Origin of the sequence: Planotetraspora thailandica, from assembly GCF_016863335.1 — a bacterium.
Taxonomy (GTDB): domain Bacteria; phylum Actinomycetota; class Actinomycetes; order Streptosporangiales; family Streptosporangiaceae; genus Planotetraspora; species Planotetraspora thailandica.
The window spans coordinates 74,638-94,205 of the sequence record NZ_BOOR01000055.1; the positions used below are offsets into that span (position 1 = coordinate 74,638).

General features: G+C 69.1%; 16 protein-coding genes and 1 pseudogene. 12 read left to right on the plus strand and 5 right to left on the minus strand.

The window, feature by feature from the left end:
- The first annotated feature begins 436 nt into the window (after nt 1–436).
- The 10 genes from Pth03_RS30465 (at nt 437) to Pth03_RS30510 (ending at nt 12,568) form a co-directional block, all read left to right on the plus strand.
- Nucleotides 437–1,702 (plus strand): ROK family transcriptional regulator, encoded by a 1,266-nt coding sequence (locus Pth03_RS30465; protein WP_203947869.1) that lies wholly within the window; start codon nt 437–439, stop codon nt 1,700–1,702.
- Nucleotides 1,703–2,648: 946 nt separating this feature from the next.
- A complete protein-coding gene (locus Pth03_RS30470) occupies nt 2,649–3,968 on the plus strand; it encodes an extracellular solute-binding protein (protein WP_203947870.1) in 1,320 nt (439 codons plus the stop codon).
- 201 nt (nt 3,969–4,169) lie between these two features.
- Entirely contained in the window at nt 4,170–5,075 is a 906-nt protein-coding gene (locus Pth03_RS30475; RefSeq protein ID WP_239119481.1) for a carbohydrate ABC transporter permease, read from the plus strand.
- The gene (locus tag Pth03_RS30480; protein WP_203947871.1) at nt 5,068–5,907 is read left to right on the plus strand and encodes a carbohydrate ABC transporter permease; all 840 of its coding nucleotides are present in this window, start codon (nt 5,068–5,070) and stop codon (nt 5,905–5,907) included. The genes Pth03_RS30475 and Pth03_RS30480 overlap by 8 nt, the downstream gene beginning before the upstream one ends.
- A 62-nt stretch (nt 5,908–5,969) precedes the next feature.
- Entirely contained in the window at nt 5,970–7,343 is a 1,374-nt protein-coding gene (locus Pth03_RS30485; RefSeq protein ID WP_203947872.1) for a GH1 family beta-glucosidase, read from the plus strand.
- Nucleotides 7,344–7,497: 154 nt separating this feature from the next.
- Entirely contained in the window at nt 7,498–8,469 is a 972-nt protein-coding gene (locus Pth03_RS30490) for an aldo/keto reductase (RefSeq protein ID WP_203947902.1), read from the plus strand.
- 216 nt (nt 8,470–8,685) lie between these two features.
- Complete coding sequence (locus Pth03_RS30495) at nt 8,686–9,648, plus strand: ABC transporter substrate-binding protein (protein WP_203947873.1); 963 nt, start codon at nt 8,686–8,688, stop codon at nt 9,646–9,648.
- Complete coding sequence (locus Pth03_RS30500) at nt 9,635–10,669, plus strand: FecCD family ABC transporter permease (RefSeq protein ID WP_203947874.1); 1,035 nt, start codon at nt 9,635–9,637, stop codon at nt 10,667–10,669. Before Pth03_RS30495 ends, Pth03_RS30500 begins: the two co-directional genes overlap by 14 nt.
- A gap of 8 nt (nt 10,670–10,677) precedes the next feature.
- Nucleotides 10,678–11,733, plus strand: coding sequence for a FecCD family ABC transporter permease (locus Pth03_RS30505; protein ID WP_203947875.1), 1,056 nt, complete (start codon nt 10,678–10,680; stop codon nt 11,731–11,733).
- A complete protein-coding gene (locus Pth03_RS30510; protein ID WP_203947876.1) occupies nt 11,726–12,568 on the plus strand; it encodes an ABC transporter ATP-binding protein in 843 nt (280 codons plus the stop codon). Before Pth03_RS30505 ends, Pth03_RS30510 begins: the two co-directional genes overlap by 8 nt.
- Before the next feature lie 357 nt (nt 12,569–12,925).
- Here the strand turns inward: Pth03_RS30510 and tnpA are convergent.
- Nucleotides 12,926–13,340: pseudogene (gene tnpA, locus Pth03_RS30515) on the minus strand (IS200/IS605 family transposase).
- A gap of 9 nt (nt 13,341–13,349) precedes the next feature.
- Between tnpA and Pth03_RS30520 the strand changes: the two are divergent.
- Entirely contained in the window at nt 13,350–14,519 is a 1,170-nt protein-coding gene (locus Pth03_RS30520) for an RNA-guided endonuclease InsQ/TnpB family protein (RefSeq protein ID WP_203947877.1), read from the plus strand.
- 53 nt (nt 14,520–14,572) lie between these two features.
- Here the strand turns inward: Pth03_RS30520 and Pth03_RS30525 are convergent, their stop codons facing one another.
- Together Pth03_RS30525 and Pth03_RS30530 are read right to left on the minus strand one after the other, a co-directional pair.
- Nucleotides 14,573–15,058, minus strand: a complete 486-nt coding sequence (locus Pth03_RS30525; protein WP_203947878.1) for a GNAT family N-acetyltransferase — start codon at nt 15,056–15,058, stop codon at nt 14,573–14,575.
- Nucleotides 15,059–15,131: 73 nt separating this feature from the next.
- On the minus strand, nt 15,132–15,536 hold the full coding sequence (locus Pth03_RS30530; protein ID WP_203947879.1) for a hypothetical protein: 405 nt from the start codon (nt 15,534–15,536) through the stop codon (nt 15,132–15,134).
- A gap of 129 nt (nt 15,537–15,665) precedes the next feature.
- Here Pth03_RS30530 and Pth03_RS30535 point away from each other — a divergent pair, with 129 nt between their 5' ends.
- Nucleotides 15,666–16,160, plus strand: a complete 495-nt coding sequence (locus tag Pth03_RS30535; protein WP_203947880.1) for an NUDIX domain-containing protein — start codon at nt 15,666–15,668, stop codon at nt 16,158–16,160.
- A 60-nt stretch (nt 16,161–16,220) separates the two neighbouring features.
- Here Pth03_RS30535 and Pth03_RS30540 read toward each other — a convergent pair whose 3' ends face one another.
- Together Pth03_RS30540 and Pth03_RS30545 are read right to left on the minus strand one after the other, a co-directional pair.
- Nucleotides 16,221–18,293: a PhoX family protein gene (locus tag Pth03_RS30540; protein WP_203947881.1), complete on the minus strand. Its 2,073-nt coding sequence runs from the start codon at nt 18,291–18,293 to the stop codon at nt 16,221–16,223.
- A 222-nt stretch (nt 18,294–18,515) separates the two neighbouring features.
- Complete coding sequence (locus tag Pth03_RS30545; protein WP_203947882.1) at nt 18,516–19,559, minus strand: aldo/keto reductase; 1,044 nt, start codon at nt 19,557–19,559, stop codon at nt 18,516–18,518.
- Nucleotides 19,560–19,568 lie beyond the last annotated feature (9 nt).

Genomic DNA, 19,568 nt, shown 5'->3' on the forward strand with positions numbered 1-19,568 from the left:
TGGCTTCGGGCGATCCGACCAGGTGCGCCGAGCGGATGATAATTGATCTGACTTCATGTCATGAGAAATGTTAATGGCTTTACGGATGTCTCATTTCAAATGTCACAATAAGTCCGGAATGGTGCTGCGCCGTGAGAGCGCTCTACGACGGGTGGCCGGGGTGTGCTTCTCGCTATGCGCCGACATGTAATACGCTCAATCCCGGCGAAGGCCCCGGCTGGGGCGTTCGAGCGCGTCCGGCAGGGTGGGCCTGCGGGCCGCGGCTCTTCCGGACCGGCCGGCCCGCCACCTGACGTCGACAAGCAACCACACCTGCCCTGACCTGCTGATCAGCGCCTCCCCGCGCACTTGGCACGACTCCACGAAGGTGGGCCGTGGGTAGCTTGATCACGTGCGCCCACGCATCGCCGGCAGGCCGGAGCTAGGAGGGAACACGGTGTCCAGGCGCACAAGCACCCCGTCCGCGGCCCAGATCCGCTGGATGAACGCCGCCGCCGTCTATGAGGCCATGCGCGCGCGGGAGTCCTGCACCGCCCGGGACCTCATGACGGTGACCGGCCTGTCGCGCCCCACCATCCACACGACCTGCGACTGGCTCATCGCTCAGGGGCTCGTGGTGGAGGTGGACAACGACCCCGTCCAGGACTCCCAGCCCGGCCGTCCCGCCCGCCGCTACCAGATCAACCCCCGCGCCGGGTTCGTCCTGTCCCTCGACATCCGGGAAGGCCGCGTCACGGCCGCCGTCGCCGACCTGACCGGCGGAGTCTGCGGCGAGTTGTCCCGCGAGATCACCCCCGACCCGAGCCTGCGGTCACAGGTCGCCGTGCACGGTCCGGAGATCGCCCACGACGTGGTCGAACTCGCCGGAATCGCGCCCGACGCGGTGTGGCAGGCCTGCGTGAGCATCCCCGCCCCCGTGCAGTCCCGCGAGTACGAGCCCTCGACCGCCGCGGAGTATCGGGCCGGCACACGCGACGTCATCACACGGCTTCACGAGACGCTCCCGTGGCCGGTGGTCGCCGAGAACGACGCCAACCTCGCGATGATCGGCGAGCAGTGGCAGGGCGCCGCCCGCAAATACGACAACGCCGTGCTGCTCGACGTGTGCGAGAACGGCTTCGGGGCCGGGCTCATCGTCAACGGCCGTCTCGTGCGTGGCAGCAAGGGGCTGGCCGGTGAGATGACGTCCGTCGACCTGCTGTCGGGCATGGGGCCGGCCGGCGGCGTGATGAACAAGATGGCCCAGCTCGGAGCCGATGAGGTTCGCGACCCGGCCGACCGGGAAGGCGTGCTCCACGACCTGGCGCACGGCGACCCGGGACAGGTCACGCCCGACGTCGTGTTCGCCGCGCTCGATCGGGGAGACCCCGCCGCCCGGCGGATCGCCGACGAGGTGGGCGGGATCGTGGCACGTCCCATCGCGATGCTGGCCACGCTGCTCGACCCGGAGCTCGTCGTCGTCTGCGGTCTTTCCGCCGAGGCCGCCGACCGGCTGATGCCGCCGATCGAGGAGCAGACGCTGGACCTCTACCGCAGGCTGGCCGCCCCGCCGCCGCGGCTGGCGCTGTCGGCCCTGGGGAACAGGGCGACCGTCCTCGGCGGAGTGCGCCGCGCGCTCAACGAGGTCGAGGGCCGGCTGTTCGGCTCGCCGCACAGCGACCGCTGGCCCGCCACGACCCTGCGCGCCGCCGACGCCCGGTAGCCCCGGGCCCTCTCCGCGCCTCTCGACAGCGACCGGCGGCCTGCCGTCGGGGATGCCTGCCGTGCCCATACGGACGGCGCGAAGCGTCATTTCCCCCGGCCTCGCGAGCGGTCACCCATGGCTCGTTCCGCCCGTTCACGGGGCACTTCGGCTGGGCCGTACCGGCAGCCGCAGGCCCTTTGCCATTTTGACTGTTGACGCCCGATCTAGCCTGTGGCTAGTGTATCGAAAAACCTTTAATAAATACCCCTTCGTAACATTGCGGTAACGCCCCTGCAGTAGCTCACAACGCGACCGAAACGGTCGCCATCGGGACCTACGGGCAGACGCGGAACCCCCCGCGCCGCCCGGGACGCCACAGACGAGACATCCCACTCGCCGGTGCTCCGCCGTCCCTCATGGTGTGCTCGCGCCGAGGACTATCGCCATAACCAGAAAGACTCCGTTGGGACACAGGAAGCTGAGAATCGCCATGCCGGGCTGATCGACACGATCGGCTCGCCGGCGCCTCCCCGGGCAGCGCCGCGCACTGCGCGCGCGACGTGGACACGACCACACCCGGGCGGCCCGGATCGAGCGGCGACCATGCTGCGCACCGTCTTCGCCCTCGACGCGAGACCTGGCCGGACTCCCCGTACGGATCTCCCGCCCGCGAGGCGGCCGGCCGGCGTGGTTGCGGGCGAAGAGGCCGAGAAGTGCCGATGCAGGGGCCGGCAAATCCCCGCCGACGCCAAATGATCGGTGCTAAAACGGAAACCAATGATGCAAACGTGACATTTACGACATTTCTGCTTAAATAGGGAGCCAGGTCGTATCGCGATCTTGGGACGGCCCCCAGGGCACAGAACATGTCCACCCCGCTGATCAGCCATCACTGATCGATCACCTCGACCCGCACCGCCTGGGAGGGCGAAGCGGTCCCGTCCGGAATTAGTGAGGAACAACTGTGCGTACACGCAAGCCGTACGTCTTCGCCGTCGCAGGCGCTCTGATGTTCGCCGCCGCGGCCTGCGGCAACAGCAACGACTCGTCCAGCGGCGGGTCCGCCAGTGGAGGCGCGGGCTCGTCGATCACCTACTGGGCGTCCAACCAGGGCACGAGCCTGGAGAGCGACAAGCAGATCCTCCAGCCGGAGCTCGACCGGTTCACCAAGGAAACCGGCATCAAGGTGAACCTCGAGGTCGTCCCCTGGTCCGACCTGCTCAACCGCATCCTGGCCGCGGCCACCTCCGGCAAGGGCCCCGACGTCGTCAACATCGGCAACACCTGGTCGGCCTCGCTGCAGGCGACCGGCGCGTTCGTTCCGCTCGACGACACCCAGCTGAACACCCTCGGCGGCAAGGCGCGTTTCCTGGGCCCGAGCCTCGCGGCGACGGGTGCCCCCGGGCAGCCCCCCGTCGGCGCGCCGCTCTACAGCACGGCCTACGCCCTCTACTACAACAAGCACATGTTCAAGGACGCCGGCATCGCCGACGCGCCGAAGACCTGGGACGAGCTGGTCGCCGACGGCAAGAAGCTCACCAAGGACGGCAAGTGGGGCCTGGCCGTCGAGGGCGCCAGCGTCAGCGAGAACGCCCACATGATCTTCACGCTCGGCCAGCAGCAGGGCGGTGACCTGTTCGACAGCTCGGGCAAGCCGCAGTTCGACTCGCCGGCGAACGTGGCCGCCGTCAAGCAGTACCTCGACTTCATCGCCTCGGACAAGATCACCAACCCGAGTGACGCCGCGTACTCCAACGGCACCGAGGCGCTTCAGGACTTCATCGGCGGCAAGGCCGCCATGGTGATGTGGCAGTCGGCCAGCGGCACGCTCAAGACGGGCGGCATGACCCCCGACGACTACGGCGTCGCGCCGATCCCGCTGCCCGACCCCTCCTCGGGCGGCAAGCAGATCGACAGCATGGTCGGCGGCATCAACATCTCCGTCTTCAACAGCGCCGCCAACAAGGACGGCGCGCTGAAGTTCGTGAAGTTCATGACCAGCAAGCAGACGCAGCAGGACCTCAACAAGGCCTACGGCTCGCTGCCGACGGTCACCGACGCCTACGACGACCCGGCGTTCCAGACTCCGGAGATCAAGACGTACCAGCAGATCCTGGCCAACACGGCCGCTCCGCTGCCCCAGGTGACCAACGAGAGCCAGTTCGAGACCCTGGTCGGCAACGCGATGAACCAGCTGTTCGCGGACGCGGCCAGCGGCAAGCCGATCACCGACGAGACGGTGAAGGCCAAGCTCACCGAGGCCAACCAGCAGATGACCAGCTGAGCAGACCTGCTCCGGGGTGCCGGGCGGTGACGATCCACCGCCCGGCACCCCGTGCCTGACCATGCACGATTGAAGATCGGAAGGACGTCAATGGTCGTGTCCGCCACGTCCCGGCCCGGCGGGGGACGGGGATCCGGAGACCCGGGGGGGCCTCCACCACCAGCCGGAGGTGGGAGGGGCCGGGTCACCCCCCGGCTCTGGGTGAGGCTGCGCCGTCTCGGCCTGCCGTACCTGCTGATCCTGCCCGCCCTCGTGCTGGAACTGCTCGTCCACCTGATCCCGATGGTGATCGGGATCGGCATGAGCTTCATCAAGCTCACCCAGCTCTACATTCGGAACTGGTCGGCGGCCCCGTCCGCGGGGTGGTCGAACTACCACCTGGCGGTGGACTTCAACGCCCCCGTCGGCCGCGCGCTGCTCCACTCGTTCTTCGTGACGATCCTGTTCACCGTGATCACGGTCGCGCTGTCCTGGTTCTTCGGGGTGGCCGGAGCCGTGCTGATGCAGGGGGAGTTCCGCGGGCGGGGCGTCCTGCGGGCGTTGTTCCTCGTGCCGTACGCGCTGCCCGTCTACGCCGGTGTGATCACCTGGAGCTTCCTGCTGCAGCGTGAATCGGGGCTCGTCAACCACGTGCTGGTGGACCAACTGCACCTGTTCGGCGACAAGCCCTTCTGGCTCATCGGGTCGAACAGCTTCATCTCCATCATCGTGGTGTCGTTGTGGCGCTGGTGGCCGTTCGCCTTCCTGGTGCTGATGGCCGGCCTGCAGAACATCCCGCGGGACCTGTACGAGGCGTCGGCGATCGACGGCGCGGGATGGATGCGGCAGCTGCGCTCGGTCACGCTCCCGATGCTGCGGCCGGTCAACCAGGTGCTCGTCCTGGTCCTGTTCCTGTGGACCTTCAACGACTTCAACACGCCGTACGTGTTGTTCGGTAAGACGGCGCCCCAAGAGGCGGACCTGATCTCGATCCACATCTACCAGAGTTCGTTCGTCACCTGGAACTTCGGAACCGGCTCGGCCATGTCCGTGCTGCTCCTGCTGTTCCTGCTGCTGGTCACGGCGGTCTACCTGGTGATCACCTCGCGGAGGAGGAGCGATGCGTGACCCCAAATGGCTGAAGTGGGTGCGCATCATCGGACTCGGCCTGCTCGGCCTGTTCACGGTGACGCCGATCTACGTGATGATCACATCGTCGATCAAGCCGCTGAAGGACGTCCAGGGGGACTTCCACTGGATCCCCACGACGATCACCTTCAGCGCCTTCCGCGACATGTGGTCGACGGTTCCCCTCGCGCACTACTTCGTCAACAGCGCCATCGTGTCGAGCATTGCGTCGGTCGTCTCGGTCGTGGTCGCGATCTTCGCGGCCTATGCCGTCAGCCGCTTCCGGTTCGCCGGGCGCAGGGCCTTCTCGATCACGGTTCTGTCGACCCAGATGTTCCCCGGCATCCTGTTCCTGCTGCCGCTCTTCTTGATCTACGTGAACCTCGGCACCGCGATCGGCGTGGACCTGTACGCCAGCCGCACCGGTCTGATCATCACGTATCTGACGTTCTCGCTGCCGTTCTCGATCTGGATGCTGGTCGGCTACTTCGACTCCATCCCCGTCGCGCTCGACGAGGCAGCCAAGGTCGACGGCAGCGGGCCGGTCGGCGCGCTGATCCGCGTCGTCATCCCCGCCGCGACCCCCGGCATCATCGCCGTCCTCATCTACGCGTTCATGAGCGCGTGGGGTGAGGTGCTGTTCGCCTCGGTCATGACCGACGAGTCGAGCAGAACGCTCGCCGTCGGCCTGCAGGGATACGCCACACAGAACAACGTGTACTGGAACCAGATCATGGCGGCCTCGCTGGTCGTCAGCATCCCGGTGGTGGCCGGGTTCCTGCTGCTCCAGCGCTACCTCGTGCAGGGCCTCACCGCGGGCGCGGTCAAGTGACCCGTCCCGGTCCGCACGGCACGACCGATCACCACACCACTCTTACCAAGGAGAACGGCATCATGGAGCCGCATCGGGGGGACGGCCCGGATCTCACGGCCTTCCCGGACGACTTCGTCTGGGCAGTGGCCACCTCGGCCTACCAGATCGAGGGCGCCGTCGACGAGGACGGCCGGCTGCCGTCCATCTGGGACACCTTCAGCCGCGTCCCCGGCGCGACCGACGGGGGCGACACGGGCGACGTGGCCTGCGACCACTACCACCGGTGGCAGGAGGACGTCGGCCTGATCAAGCAGCTCGGCGTGGACGCCTACCGGCTGTCGATCGCCTGGCCGCGGGTCGTGCCCACGGGCTCGGGCGCGGTCAACGCCAAGGGACTGGCCTTCTACGACCGGCTCGTCGACGCCCTGCTCGAGGCCGGCATCCGGCCGTTCGTGACGCTCTACCACTGGGACCTGCCGCAGGCGCTCCAGGACGAGGGCGGCTGGCCCCGGCGGGACACCGCCTATCGCTTCGCCGACTACGCCACCGCCGTGGCCGAGGCGCTCGGCGACCGCGTCACCGACTGGACCACGCTGAACGAGCCGCTGTGCAGTTCGTGGATCGGCCACCTCGAGGGCGCGATGGCGCCGGGCCTGCGGGACCTCGAGGCGGCCGTGCGCACGTCGTACCACCTGCACCTGGGCCACGGGCTGGCCACGCAGGCGATCCGCGCCGTCGCCAAGAAGACGCCCTCCGTCGGCATCGTCAACAACCTCAGCCCGATCGTGCCCGCCACGGACAGCGACGCGGACCGCGCCGCCGCCCTGCGCATGGACGGTCACGTCAACCGGTGGTGGCTCGACCCGATCCTGGGCCGGGGCTACCCGGAGGACATGGTCCAGGTGTACGGCGTCGACCTGCCGATCCAGGACGGCGACCTGGAGACGATCGCCCAGCCGCTCGACTACCTGGGGCTGAACTACTACTTCCGGCAGATCGTGACCGACGACCCCGAGGGTCCCGCGCCGTACGCGCGGCAGGTGCCGGTGCCGGGCGCGACGACCACCGCCATGGGCTGGGAGGTCAACGCGGACGGCCTGGAGCAGCTGCTGCTCCGCCTGACCCGCGAATACGGCGCAGAGCGGATCTACATCACCGAGAACGGCTCCGCCTGGGACGACAAGGTCACCGCCGAGGGGGCCGTCGACGACCCCGAGCGGATCGCGTACCTCGAGGACCACCTCGCCGCGTGTGCGAGGGCCGTCCGTCAGGGCGCTCCTCTGGCCGGGTACTTCGCCTGGTCGCTCATGGACAACTTCGAGTGGGCATACGGCTACGCGAAGCGGTTCGGCCTGATCCACGTCGACTACGACACCCAGGTCAGGACCATCAAGGCCAGCGGTCACCGCTACGCCGAGCTGATCCGCGCCGCCAAGGGCCTGCACGCGGGCTGACGTCAGCCCGCTTCGTGATCAGTGAGGCATCGGTGCGCGTGCCCGCCTTCCTCCAGGTAGGCCGGGGCGGGCACGCGCGCCACGCGAAAGAAAGGTCAGAACTCCAGTGCAGTCAAACGGCGCATACGTCGCCGACGCGAACCGATACGACGGCATGAGCTACCGAAGGCTCGGGACGTCCGGCCTGCTCCTCCCCGAAGTCTCCCTGGGGCTGTGGCAGAACTTCGGAGACGACGGCCCTGCGGACCGGCACCGGGCGATCATCACCCACGCCTTCGACCGCGGCGTCACCCACTTCGACCTCGCCAACAACTACGGCAACCCCGCGGGCTCGGCGGAGTCGAACTTCGGCGTGGTGCTGCGCGGCGACCTGCGGCACCACCGCGACGAGCTGATCATCTCGTCGAAGGCCGGCTATCGCATGTGGCCGGGGCCGTACGGCGAGTGGGGGTCGCGCAAGTACCTGGTGGCCAGCCTGGACCAGTCGCTGAAGCGGATGGGGCTGGACTACGTCGACGTCTTCTACTCCCACCGCTTCGACCCGGACACCCCGCTCGAGGAGACCGTCACCGCCCTGGCCGACATCGTGGCCCGGGGCAAGGCGTTGTACGTGGGAGTCTCCAACTACGACGCCAAGAAGACCGAGGAGGCCATCCGGCTGCTGAAGGAGCTGCGGGTGCCGCTCGCGGTCCACCAGCCGCGCTACTCGATGCTCGACCGGGAGCCGGAGAACGGCCTGCTCGACGTGCTGGGCGCGGGCGGCGTGGGCTGCGTGTGCTACTCGCCGCTCGCGCAGGGGCTGCTCACCGACCGCTACCTCACCGGAACCCCGGCGGGGTCGAGGATGTCGCGCGCCGACACCCTCAGGCCCGGGGTCATGAACGACGCACTGCAGAACACCCTGCAGGGCCTCGACGCCCTGGCGCGCGGACGCGGCCAGACGCTCGCCCAGACGGCGCTGTCGTGGGTGCTCCGGGACGAGCGCGTCACGTCGGTCATCGTCGGAGCCAGCAGCGTCAAGCAGTTCGACGACAACCTTGCGGCGTTGCAGGGACCGGCGTTCGGCGACGACGAACTCGCCCGCATCGACGACCTGCTGTCGCAGGCCGCCGGGGTGGAGCTGTGACGACGCCGGACCGGTGAACGACGCCCGCAAGGGGTCTCCTGTCCGTACGGCCACGGCATCCCCTCTCCACGCCGGAGGGGGACGCCGTGGCCGTCGTGCGTTGGGCCTGATGGGACGCAAGTTCCCGGGGTGATGTTCCACCTTTGCCGATGCTTTTGTACGCTATGCGACGTTCATTAGGTAAGCCTTACTTTAGTGAGGCGAGAGGGGAACGGCATGCAACGGCATCGCACCCGGCGGGGCGGCGCACTTTCCTGGCTGGCGGCGCTCGCGGCGGCGCTGATGGCGACCATGGTCCTCGCGGCCTGTTCCGGCAGCGGGTCCTCGGCTGCGCCGTCCGGCGACACGCATGCCGTGAAGCACGTGCTCGGCACCACCGAGGTTCCCGGCAAGCCGAAGCGCGTCGTCGCGCTCGAATACTCCTTCGTCCAGGCCCTGGACCAGCTCGGCGTCACCCCGGTCGGCATCGCCGACGACAACGCGTCCGACCGCATCCAGCAGCTGCTCGGCAAGAAGATCAGCTACACGTCCGTCGGCACGCGCCTGGAGCCCAACCTGGAGCTGGTGAGCAGCCTCAAGCCCGACCTGATCATCGCCGACTCGACCCGGCACGCCAAGATCTACAAGCAGCTCAGCGCGATCGCCCCGACCATCGTGCTCAACAGCTGGGAGGGCAGCTACCAGGAGATCAAGGACGGGGTCGTCACCATCGCCGACGCCCTGGGCGACCGCGCCGCCGGCGAGGCGGTCGTGCGCAAGCACGAGGAGACCATGGCGGCCCTGGCCGCGCAGATCCCCAAGGGGGAGAAGCGCACCTTCATGCTGACCGTCTCGACGCCCGACTCCATGACGCTGCACACCTCCACGTCCTTCACCGGGTCGGTGTTCCAGACCCTCGGTCTCACCCCCGCGGTCCAGTCCGACAAGCCGCAGGAGTCGGGCGCCGGTCTGGAACGGGTGGCGGCCGTGAACCCCGACGTGCTGCTCGTCGCCATCGACGGCTCGGGCACCGCGTACGACCAGTGGAAGGACACCGCCACCTGGAAGGGCATCTCCGCTGTGAAGAACAACCAGGTCTACGTGGTCGACCGCAACCAGTTCTCCCGCTTCCGCGGCCTCGGCACCGCCGAGGTGATCGCCAAGACCGTGCTGAAGAACGTCTACCATGTCGACGCCTGACACGGCTGCGCCACCGCGATCGGCCCCGGCACGCTCTGCCCACGCGGCGGACCTGGGGCCGATCCTGGTCCTGACGGCACTGCTGGCGGCCGGAGTGGTCGCCAGCGTGTGCGTCGGGGCCTCCGGCCTGCCCTTCGCCCGTGCCGTGCACGGGCTTTTCGTCTGGGACGGCTCAGCCGACCACGCCCTCGTGCTCGACGTACGGCTCCCGCGCGCGGTGCTCACCGTGCTGGTGGGGGCCAACCTCGCCGTCGCCGGCCTGATCGCCCAGACGCTCACCCGCAATCCGCTGGCCTCCCCGCAGACCTTCGGCATCAATGCCGGCGCCTCCGTCGCGATCGTCCTGGTCGCCGTCGCCCTGCCCTCCCTGGGCGGGGCGGGCCTGGTCGTGCCCGCCTTCGCGGGAGCGGCCGCCGTCGGCGCGATCATGTGGTTCCTCTCGGTGTCCGGCGCGGTGACCACCGTCGGGCTCGCCTTGGCCGGCGTCACCCTGCAACTGGTGCTCACGGCGCTCGTGCAGGCGCTGCTCATCATGAGCAACACCACCCAGGACATGGTGTTCTGGCTCGCGGGCTCGGTCACCGGGGCGGACTGGTCGAAGGTCGCGGTGATCCTGCCGTTCACGCTCGTCTGCTGCGCGGTCGTGCTGCTGGCCGGCCGGCATCTCGGTCTTCTCCAACTCGACGTCATGACGGGCGGCTCGCTCGGCCAGAACACCCGCCGCGTCGCCGGGCTGGCCTCCGCGCTGGTGGTGCTGCTCGCGGGGTCGGCGGTCGCGGTCAGCGGCCCCGTCGGCTTCGTCGGGCTGATCGTCCCGCACATCGTGCGCCGCCTGCCCGGCGGCGGCGACCTGCGCCGCCTCGCCGTGCTCTGCATGGTCGGCGGCCCGGTGCTGCTCGTGTGCGCCGACCTCGCCGGCCGGGTCGTCGCCTTCCCCCAGGAACTGCCGGTCGGCATCGTGACCGCACTGATCGGGGCCCCGTCGTTCGTCTTTCTCGCGGTGAGGCAGCGCCACAGATGACGCCACCGATGAAGCCACCGGCGACCCCGCCCATGACGCCTCCGGCGGCTCAGGCTCCGACCCCGCCCACGGCCGGACCCCGGCCGGCCCGAATACTGCTGGCCTGCACGGCGGCGCTGACCCTGCTCGTCCTCATCGCCCTGGTGAGCATCGCGCGGGGCGCCGTCTCGTTGTCGTTGTCCGACGTCGTCGACGGCCTGACCGGCGGCTCCAACGCGTTCATCGTGCAGGAGTACCGGCTGCCGCGTGTGCTCGTTGCGATCCTCGCGGGTGGCGCGCTCGCGATCGCCGGCGTGTTCCTCCAGGCCGCCATGCGCAACCCGCTCGCCTCGCCCGACGTGGTCGGGCTCAGCAAGGGCGGCGGCGTCGGCGCGACGGTCGCGGTCATGCTCGCCTCTCCCGCGTCGCAGGTGTGGGCCGTGCCCCTCGGCGTGCTGGCCGGGACCACCCTCACCGCGGCCGCGCTGCTGGTGATCAGCCGGAGAATCGGCGCAAGCACGGTGACGCTGGTGCTGGTCGGGGCGGCCCTGGCCGCGCTGGCGGGCGCGGCCATCGAATACCTCCTCGTGCGCGAGCCGCAGAGCGCCGACCAGGCCCTGGTGTGGCTGGCGGGCAGCGTGTACGGCAGCGACCGCTCCGACGTGACCGCCCTGCTGGTCTGGCTGGCGGTGTGCCTTCCCCTCGTCGTCGTGGCGACGCGCGCGGCCGACCTGGCCGGATTCGGCGACGACAGCATCGTCAGCCTGGGCGGCCATCCCGTGCGCGTGCGCGCCACGCTGATCATCGCGGCCGTGCTGCTCACCGCGGGCGCCGTGACGAGTGTGGGCGGAATCGGGTTCCTCGGGTTGCTGGCCCCCCACCTGGCCCGGTTCGCCGTCGGGTCGCGCGCACGCCACCTCGTGCCGATGTCGGCCGTCACCGGGGCGCTGATCCTGTGCCTCGCCGACTTCGTCGGCCGGGTCGTCGCACTGCCCAACGAGATCCCAGCCGGCATCGTGGCGGTCGTCGTCGGCGGGCCCTACCTGTTGTTCCTCCTCATCCGGGAGACCAGAAAGCATGCCTGACCACCACGGCGCGCACGGGCTCGGCGCCCGCGGCCTGTCCACCGGCTACGGCAGCGCCGTGGTCCTCGGCGACGTGACCCTCGACGTGCCCGAAGGCAGGATCACCGCCCTGATCGGCGCCAACGGCTGCGGCAAGTCCACCCTGCTGCGCACCCTGGGACGCGCCCTCGACCCGCTCGGCGGCACGGTGCTGCTCGACGGCGAGGACATCGCCACCCGGCCCCGGCGCGCCGTCGCCCGGCTGCTCGCCCTCCTGCCGCAAAGCCCGCTCGCCCCGGAAGGTCTGACCGTACGGGAGTTGTGCGGTTTCGGGCGGCATCCGCATCGGGGGATGTTCTCCCGTGACACGGCCGACGACCAGGCGGCCGTCGCACACGCGCTGACGGCGGCCGGGCTGGACGATCTGGCCGACGTGCCGCTGCACCGCCTGTCCGGCGGGCAGCGCCAGCGCGCCTGGATTGCCATGGCCCTGGCCCAGGAGACCCCGATCATGCTGCTGGACGAGCCGACCACCTATCTCGACATCGCCCACCAGCTCGACGTGCTCAACCTGCTGGCCGAGCTGAACCAGACCCAGGGGCGGACCGTCGTCATGGTGCTGCACGACCTCAACCAGGCGGCGCAGTACGCCCATCATCTGATCGCGGTGGCGGGAGGCCGGGTCCACGCCACGGGCAGCCCCGACGAGTTGCTCACTCCCGAGCTGATCCGGGCCGTCTTCGGCGTCGAGGCCGTGGTGGTCCCGCACCCGGTGACCGGCACGCCTCTGTGCCTGCCGATCGCGACAGGGCGCGCGGCCGAAGAGGGCGCCGACCCCGCCGAGGTGGGCGGCTGAACCGGTCGCCCACCCGGTGCCGGCGACCATGCCGGGGACCGCACTCCCCGTCTGCTCGCCTCGCCCGGGTGGGCGCGGATGAGGCGCCCTCCCGCGGTCGGCGACCGCAAGGGGCAGATCCTCTCCGTTGCCGGCCACCCCGGGTCGTCGCCGGCCAGCCTCGCCTGTGGCAGGTGATGTGCCGGGGTGAGTGACGCTGCGGACGTCACCCCATAAGTGTCTGACAATATTGCTTGCAGTTCATCCGATTTCGCGGTTCAGATGACTTTTGCCGGTCTTCAGCCTCATCGAGCGAGGAACCCCGGGCGTTTACGTCCGGGAGGCGTCGCTTCCCTAACCTGGGCTTGTGTCCGGATGTCAGTCCGGGTGCTTTTGGTTGTCGATGTGCTCCTTGATGATCGACAGCGGAGCTCCTCCGCAGGAGGCGGCGAAGTAGGACGGGGACCAGAAATGGCCGCCCCACAGATACTTGCTGATATGGGCCGGGTACTCCTTGCGCAGCAACCGGGCCGAGACTCCTTTGAGGCTGTTGACCAGGCCGGACAGTGCGATCTGGCGGGGTAGTGGACCAGGAGATGGACATGGTCATGCTCGCCGTTGAACTCCACCAGCGTCGCGCCGAAGCTGTCGCACACCTCGATCATGATGTCTTCGCAGTGGCGCAAGATCTCGTCGGTGAATACCTTCTGCCGGTATTTGGGCGGGAGACCAAATGGGCGTGCGGGTTGTGGATGGCACTACGGCCTCGTCGAATATCGGGTTCGGTTTCCAGCCCGGTGACATGGGCCAAACGGTAGTTTGTTCGATTGTGAGGCTGGTGGTGCAGGTGAAGCTCCTGCCGACGCCCGAGCAGGCGGCGGCGTTGGAGACCACGCTGCGTGCCGCCAACAAGGCCGCCGACTTCGTTTCGCGGGTCGCCTTCCAGCAGCGGTGTTTCCGTAACTTCGACCTGCGTAAGCACACCTACGAGCAGGTCAAGACCGCCTACGGGCTGGCCGCGCAGGCCGCCCAGCACGTGATCAAGAAGGTCTGCGACGCCTATCGCACCCTGCATGCCAACCTGGCCGCCCGACACCTGGGCAAGCCAGGATCGGCGCGGCGGGTCAAGGCTGAAAGCAAACCGATCTCCTTCCGCCCTGCGGCGGCCCAGCCGTACGACGACCGGTGCCTGTCGTGGCAGCACGGAGACCGGACGGTGTCGATCTGGACGATTGCCGGGCGGCTGCGCGGTATCGCGTTCACCGGCTCGGCCCAGCAGTTGGCGCTGCTGGCCAAGCACCGTAAGGGTGAGTCTGATCTGGTGTGGCGGGAGGGCATGTGGTTCCTGCACGCCACCGTCGAGGTGGCGGATGTCTCGATCACCGCGCCGGACGGGTTCCTCGGGGTGGATCTGGGCATCGCCAACATCGCTACCATCTCCGATGGGGTCCGGCACAGTGGCAAGGGCGTGAACGCGGTCCGGCATAGGCACCGTGAGCTGCGCCGCCGCTTGCAGGCCAAGGCCACCAGGTCGGCCAGGCGGCTGCTGAAACGGCGCCGTCGTAAGGAGGCCCGCTTCGCTGCGGACGTCAACCACAGCATCGCCAAGCAGATCGTGACCGTGGCAGAACGCACCGGGCAAGGGATCGCCCTGGAAGACCTTAAGGGCATCCGCGACCGGGTACGGCTGCGCAAGCCCCAGCGGGTCACGCTGCATTCGTGGAGCTTCCACCAGCTGGGAGCCTTCATCGGCTACAAGGCGGCCCGGGCCGGGGTCGCCGTGGTCCACGTGGATCCGTCCTACACCTCCCAGCAATGCTCGCACTGCGGGCACGTGGACAAGAACAACCGGCCCGACCAGGAAACCTTCGCCTGTACGTCGTGCGGCTTCGCTGAGCACGCCGACGTCAACGCAGCCCGCAACATCGCCTCACGCGGTGAGGCGGGCTGGGCAGTGAGTCACGCTGCCTGACGCGGACCGGACCGTCGACGCCATCGACGGCGAGGAGCTGCAAGCTCGGTCGTTTACGGCCGAGAAGCTGACAGTTTGCGGCTGAGGACCGGGTCGGGGTGGTCCTCGAAACCGAGGCTCCGGTAGAGCCCCTGGCCGTCGGGGCTGGCGTTGAGATCCACCCGGCGCAGGCCGCGGCCCTCGAACCACGCGAGGAGATCCTCCATGATCGCCCGGGCGTACCCCCGCTTGCGGTACGCCGGGTCGGTGACGACGCCGAAGACGTGACCGATCAGCCCGCCCGGGTTGTACGGCGTCGGCAGCCGCCGGTCGACGGCCCCGATCCCGCAGGCGGCCAGGCCCGTCTCGCCGTCGACGACGGCGATCCGCACACCCGTGTCGGCGACCTGCTCGGCCAGTGCCACCCTGCAGCGTTCCTCCCAGTCGTCCGCGCCGAGCGAGGCGGGTCCCCACACCGCGGCGAGATCGGAGAACAGCAGCACGCGGAGCCGTATCAGTTCGGCGACGTCATGGGGAGTTGCGGGACGCACGAGGACCATGGCCGGGAGCCTACGGCCACGCTCGCCCGTCCAGCGAGGCACCCCGTGCGGCCGCGGACTGCTCCCGGGCACGTCACCGCCCGGGTCCGGCGTCGAACCGGCTGCACCCGCACGAGCAGGTCCCGGCCGGAGGGTCCGCCCAGTACAAGGCGACGAACGGCTCCGCGGACGAGGGATGATGCACCCGCTCCCGGGTGACGCGGTAGGACGCGGTGCTGTCCGGCTCCTCAGGAGAGCGGCGTGGCACCGGCACCGTGAGGAGGCCGATGTCCTGCTCGACGCGGGTGAGCATGCCGTGGCAGGGGCCGCCCAGGCAGATGGCGTTGTGAGAAGGTCTTGCCGGCTGCGGCGTGCGTGCCGCCTGCCCGCGGTCCGGCGAGGTGGCCGGTGACGTGGCCGGTGAGGTCATGTCGTTCACGCGCACGGGGTCGCTCGGCGCGTCCGCCCGTCGAAGGGGCAAGGCCGGAAACGTGGTCACCAATTCACCATACGCTCGCAGATTCCGGCCCCATGAGTGCACTGGCATCGCATCGGCATGCTGGCCCGACGGTTAGGCATTGCACATGCGGGAGCGCGCCGCGCTGGCCGGTTCTCGTAGGGTCGTGCCATGAGTGAACCGGCGTCTTTCGCGGCGTTCGTCGCCTCCGTTCCCCGGTTCCGGGCAGGGGCGGGAGCCCTTCTTCGGGACGAGCGCGGGCGGGTTCTGCTCGTCCATCCGGTCTACAAGGACACCTGGGAGATCCCCGGCGGGCTGGTCGAGGCCGGAGAGTCTCCGCTCGCGGCGCTCGTCCGCGAGCTAGAAGAGGAACTGTCGATCACACCGTCGCCCGCGCGGCTGGCGTGCGTCGACTGGGCGCCACCGAAGCCGCCGTGGGACGCCGGGCTGATGTTCGTCTTCGACGCGGGAACGCTCAGCGCATCCCAGATCGACCAGATCCGCCTCCCGCCGGGAGAACTCGACCAGCACCTTTTCGCCCCTCCCGCCGACCTCGACGGCATTCTGCCTCCGTCATTGGCCAGGAGGATGCGGACGGCCATCGCGGCGGCCGACGCCGGAGTCACCCTCTACGCGGAGGACGGCGTCGCCCGCAGCCTTCCGTGACGGCGCTCGCGCGAAGGGCCGCGGGCAGCACGCCCGCGGCCCTCGCGGAACCGGCCCGGGTCAGGAGCCGATCTTCTTGCCCTGCCTGTGCCATGCGACCGCGACGGACGGCCGGGGCTGGGAGGAGCCGCCGTCGGGCCAGTGGCTGAACGGGTTGTCGGGGGTCGCGCCGGTGATCTCACCCGGGTGCTGCACGGCGACGAACACGCTCAGCTGATCGGGGGTGATCAGCGGCCCGCAGGTCTCCGCGCCGTACGGAACGGTCAGGAACTGGCGCACGCGACCGCGCTCGGGGCCGGACAACGGCATCGCGAAGAGGCCGTCGTTCTTCTTGAGCGCGTTGCCGTCCGTCGAGATCCACAGATTGCCCTCGGCGTCGAAGGTGACGTTGTCGGGGCAGGAGATGGGGGAGACCTTGCTCTTGTCGTAGCCCGCGAAGTACGTCGAGGGGTCGGCGGGGTCGCCGCAGACGAGAGGGATCGACCAGGCGAACGTCGTCGCGCCCGCGTCGTTCCAGCGCTCCACGATCTCCAGGATGTGGCCGTGCATGTTGGCGCTCCGCGGGTTGGCCTCGTCGGCCTGGGCCGCGGTGCGGTTGGAGTTGTTGGTCAGCGCGACGTAGACGGCGCCGTTGACCGGGTTGCGCTCGATGTCCTCGGGGCGGTCCATCTTGGTCGCCCCCACCTTGTCGGCGGCGACGCGGGTGTAGACGAGCACCTCCTGGGCCGTCATGCCCGTGACGTAGGACTTCTTGCCGCTGACCAGCGGGATCCAGGTGCCCGAGCCGTCGAAAGCGCGGTCCTTCGGCAGCGTGCCGGAACCGTCGATCTCGGCAGCCGGGCTGTCGCCGGTGAACTTGGCGACGTACAGCGTGCCCTCGTCGAGCAGGTCACGGTTGTGCCGGTCGTAGCCCGGGATGTAGCGGTCCTTCGACACGAACTTGTAGATGTACTCGAACCGGCCGTCGTCGCCCATGTAGACGACCACTCGGCCGTCGCGGGCGAGCGTGGTGGTGGCGCCCTCGTGCGCGAACCTGCCCAGGGCGGTGCGCTTGACCGGCGTGGAGTGGGGGTCGAACGGGTCGACCTCCACGATCCAGCCGAACCGGTTGATCTCCTGCGGGTGCTTGGCGAGATCGAACCGCTCCTCGACCCGGTCGAAGCGCCGGTTGCCGCTCGGGATGGACGTGGTGGTGCTGACGCCGTACCGGGCGAGGTAGGTCTTCTGCGCCTCGGGCACGCCGTCTCCGCCGACGAAGTACTGGTTCCAGTTCTCCTCGCCGCTCAGGACGGTCTGCCACGGGGTCGTGCCCCCCGCGCAGTTGTTGAGCGTGCCGTAGACCGTGGTGCCGTGCTTGTCGGCCGCCGTCTTGAGCAGCGCCGAGCCCGCCGCGGGCCCGGTGAAGACCATCCGGGTCTGCGCGGTGATACGGCGGTTGTACTTGCGGCGTCCGTGGGTGACGAGCTTCCACTGGCCGGTGCGCCCGGCCCGCTCCACCTCCACGATGGAGCCGCCGTGCGCCGCGAGACCGATCTTGATCTGCTCCAGCGGGGCGGTGTCCCCGCTGGTCCAGCCGCGGAACATGAGGTTCTCGTCCGTGTATTCGTGGTTGACCCAGAGCAGGCCGCGGTCGCGGCCCAGGGGGAAGAACGTCACGAAGTCGCAGTTATAGCCGAACTGCTTGGCCTGCGCCGCGGCCGTCTGCCGGTTGAAGTCGAACTTCGGCGCGTCGGGAAGCACCGGGTCGCCCCAGCGCACCACGACAGAGGACGCATATCCGGCCGCGACGGTGAGCGCGTCCGCGGAATTAGGTGCGACCGCGGTGAATCCGAGTCCGCCCCGGCGCCCGGTGGCCGGGGTGTGGCCGGTGCCGGCCACGGCCGGAAAGGCCCCCGCGACGCCGGCGGTCGCGACGAGCGTGCCGAGCGCCCCCGCACGGAGGGCGCCGCGCCGGGAAAACACGGCGGAGAGAATGTCGCCGAAATACGGATTGTCACTGGTGTTGGGAACGTCGTGCGCACAGGCATTGCCGCAGCGGAACTGGCAGGTCATGGCATCGCGGCCGCCCGAGCGTGGAGCGGATAACAGCGGGAGCAACCTTCGGGGAGAAGGGTTCGTCACCGGAGCCTCCATGATCGTAGGCGATTGCCTTTCACCGTATGATGAGCCGTCTGAACTCCAGGTGAATTGAGCTTTCCTGTTGGGTTAAGCGATTTCCGTAAAGGTTGTGGCCATGATCTCCGGCAAATCGGTCAGCCACAAATAACGAAAAATCCGATTATGAATCCATGACGGCATGATTCGACAATTCGTCACGAATTATCGACATATTTAGGGCAATTGGGGCTTGGGTCGTCATGCGCGGTCGGCGAGCGGGCGCCGCCGCAGCGCGACGTCCACCAGGGCGGGGTGCGTCCACGCGCCGTCGGGGTGGTAGACGTCGGTGCCCGGAGGCACGATCTCGTCGATGCGGTCCAGCGTCGCGTCGTCCAATGTGAGGGACGCGCCATCCAGAAGGGATTCCAGCTGCTCCATGGTGCGCGGGCCGATGATGACCGAGGTTACGGCCGGATGCGCCACGGGGAAGGCGACCGCGAGCTGGGGGAGTGAGCACCCGATCTCCGTGGCGAGCGCGGCGAGCTGCTCGGCTATGTCGAGCTTGGCCACGTTGACCGGAAGGGCCGGGTCGAAGCGGCCCGGGTTGAGCAAGGCCCGGCCGGTGGTCAGGTCGACGGGCAGGCTCGTGCGGTTCCTGCCGGTGAGGAAGCCCGAGGCCAGCGGCCCCCAGGTCAGCACGCCCATGCCGTACCGCGCGCAGGTGGGCAGCACGGAGGCTTCGACGCCCCGGGCGAGGATCGAGTACGGCGGCTGCTCGGTGCGGAAACGCTGGAGGCCGCGGCGCTCGGAGACATGATGCGCCTCGGCGATCTCTTCTGCGGGGAACGTCGAGCAGCCGAAGGCCCGGATCTTCCCCTGGCTCACCAGGTCGGTGAGCGCGGACAGGGTCTCCTCGATGTCCGTGGTGTGGTCGGGACGGTGCACCTGGTAGAGGTCGATCCAGTCGGTGCGCAGCCGCCGCAGGCTGTCCTCCACCGCGGTGACGATCCAGCGCCTGCTGTTGCCGCCCCTGTTGACGCCCTCGCCCATCGGGAAGTGCACCTTGGTCGCCAGCACCACCTCGTCGCGTCGTCCGTACAACGCCTTGCCGACGATCTCCTCGGACTCGCCGGCCGAGTACATGTCCGCGGTGTCGACGAAGTTGACGCCGCCGTCCAGCGCGGCGTGCACGATGCGCGCGCACTCGTCGTGGTCGGGATTGCCGACCGCGCCGAACATCATGGTGCCGAGGCAGTGCACGCTGACCTTCATGCCGGTACGGCCGAGGACGCGATAGTGCATGATCATGCT

What these genes read in the sequence shown, in the direction of transcription:
- Pth03_RS30525 (WP_203947878.1), bottom strand. Translation starts at nt 15,058, where the DNA reads ATGGTCCTCGTGCGTCCCGCAACTCCCCATGACGTCGCCGAACTGATA.
- Pth03_RS30500 (WP_203947874.1), top strand. Translation starts at nt 9,635, where the DNA reads ATGTCGACGCCTGACACGGCTGCGCCACCGCGATCGGCCCCGGCACGC.
- Pth03_RS30485 (WP_203947872.1), top strand. Translation starts at nt 5,970, where the DNA reads ATGGAGCCGCATCGGGGGGACGGCCCGGATCTCACGGCCTTCCCGGAC.
- Pth03_RS30495 (WP_203947873.1), top strand. Translation starts at nt 8,686, where the DNA reads ATGCAACGGCATCGCACCCGGCGGGGCGGCGCACTTTCCTGGCTGGCG.
- Pth03_RS30510 (WP_203947876.1), top strand. Translation starts at nt 11,726, where the DNA reads ATGCCTGACCACCACGGCGCGCACGGGCTCGGCGCCCGCGGCCTGTCC.
- Pth03_RS30535 (WP_203947880.1), top strand. Translation starts at nt 15,666, where the DNA reads ATGAGTGAACCGGCGTCTTTCGCGGCGTTCGTCGCCTCCGTTCCCCGG.
- Pth03_RS30520 (WP_203947877.1), top strand. Translation starts at nt 13,350, where the DNA reads ATGGGCCAAACGGTAGTTTGTTCGATTGTGAGGCTGGTGGTGCAGGTG.
- Pth03_RS30545 (WP_203947882.1), bottom strand. Translation starts at nt 19,559, where the DNA reads ATGCACTATCGCGTCCTCGGCCGTACCGGCATGAAGGTCAGCGTGCAC.
- Pth03_RS30505 (WP_203947875.1), top strand. Translation starts at nt 10,678, where the DNA reads ATGAAGCCACCGGCGACCCCGCCCATGACGCCTCCGGCGGCTCAGGCT.
- Pth03_RS30540 (WP_203947881.1), bottom strand. Translation starts at nt 18,293, where the DNA reads ATGGAGGCTCCGGTGACGAACCCTTCTCCCCGAAGGTTGCTCCCGCTG.
- Pth03_RS30480 (WP_203947871.1), top strand. Translation starts at nt 5,068, where the DNA reads ATGCGTGACCCCAAATGGCTGAAGTGGGTGCGCATCATCGGACTCGGC.
- Pth03_RS30490 (WP_203947902.1), top strand. Translation starts at nt 7,498, where the DNA reads ATGAGCTACCGAAGGCTCGGGACGTCCGGCCTGCTCCTCCCCGAAGTC.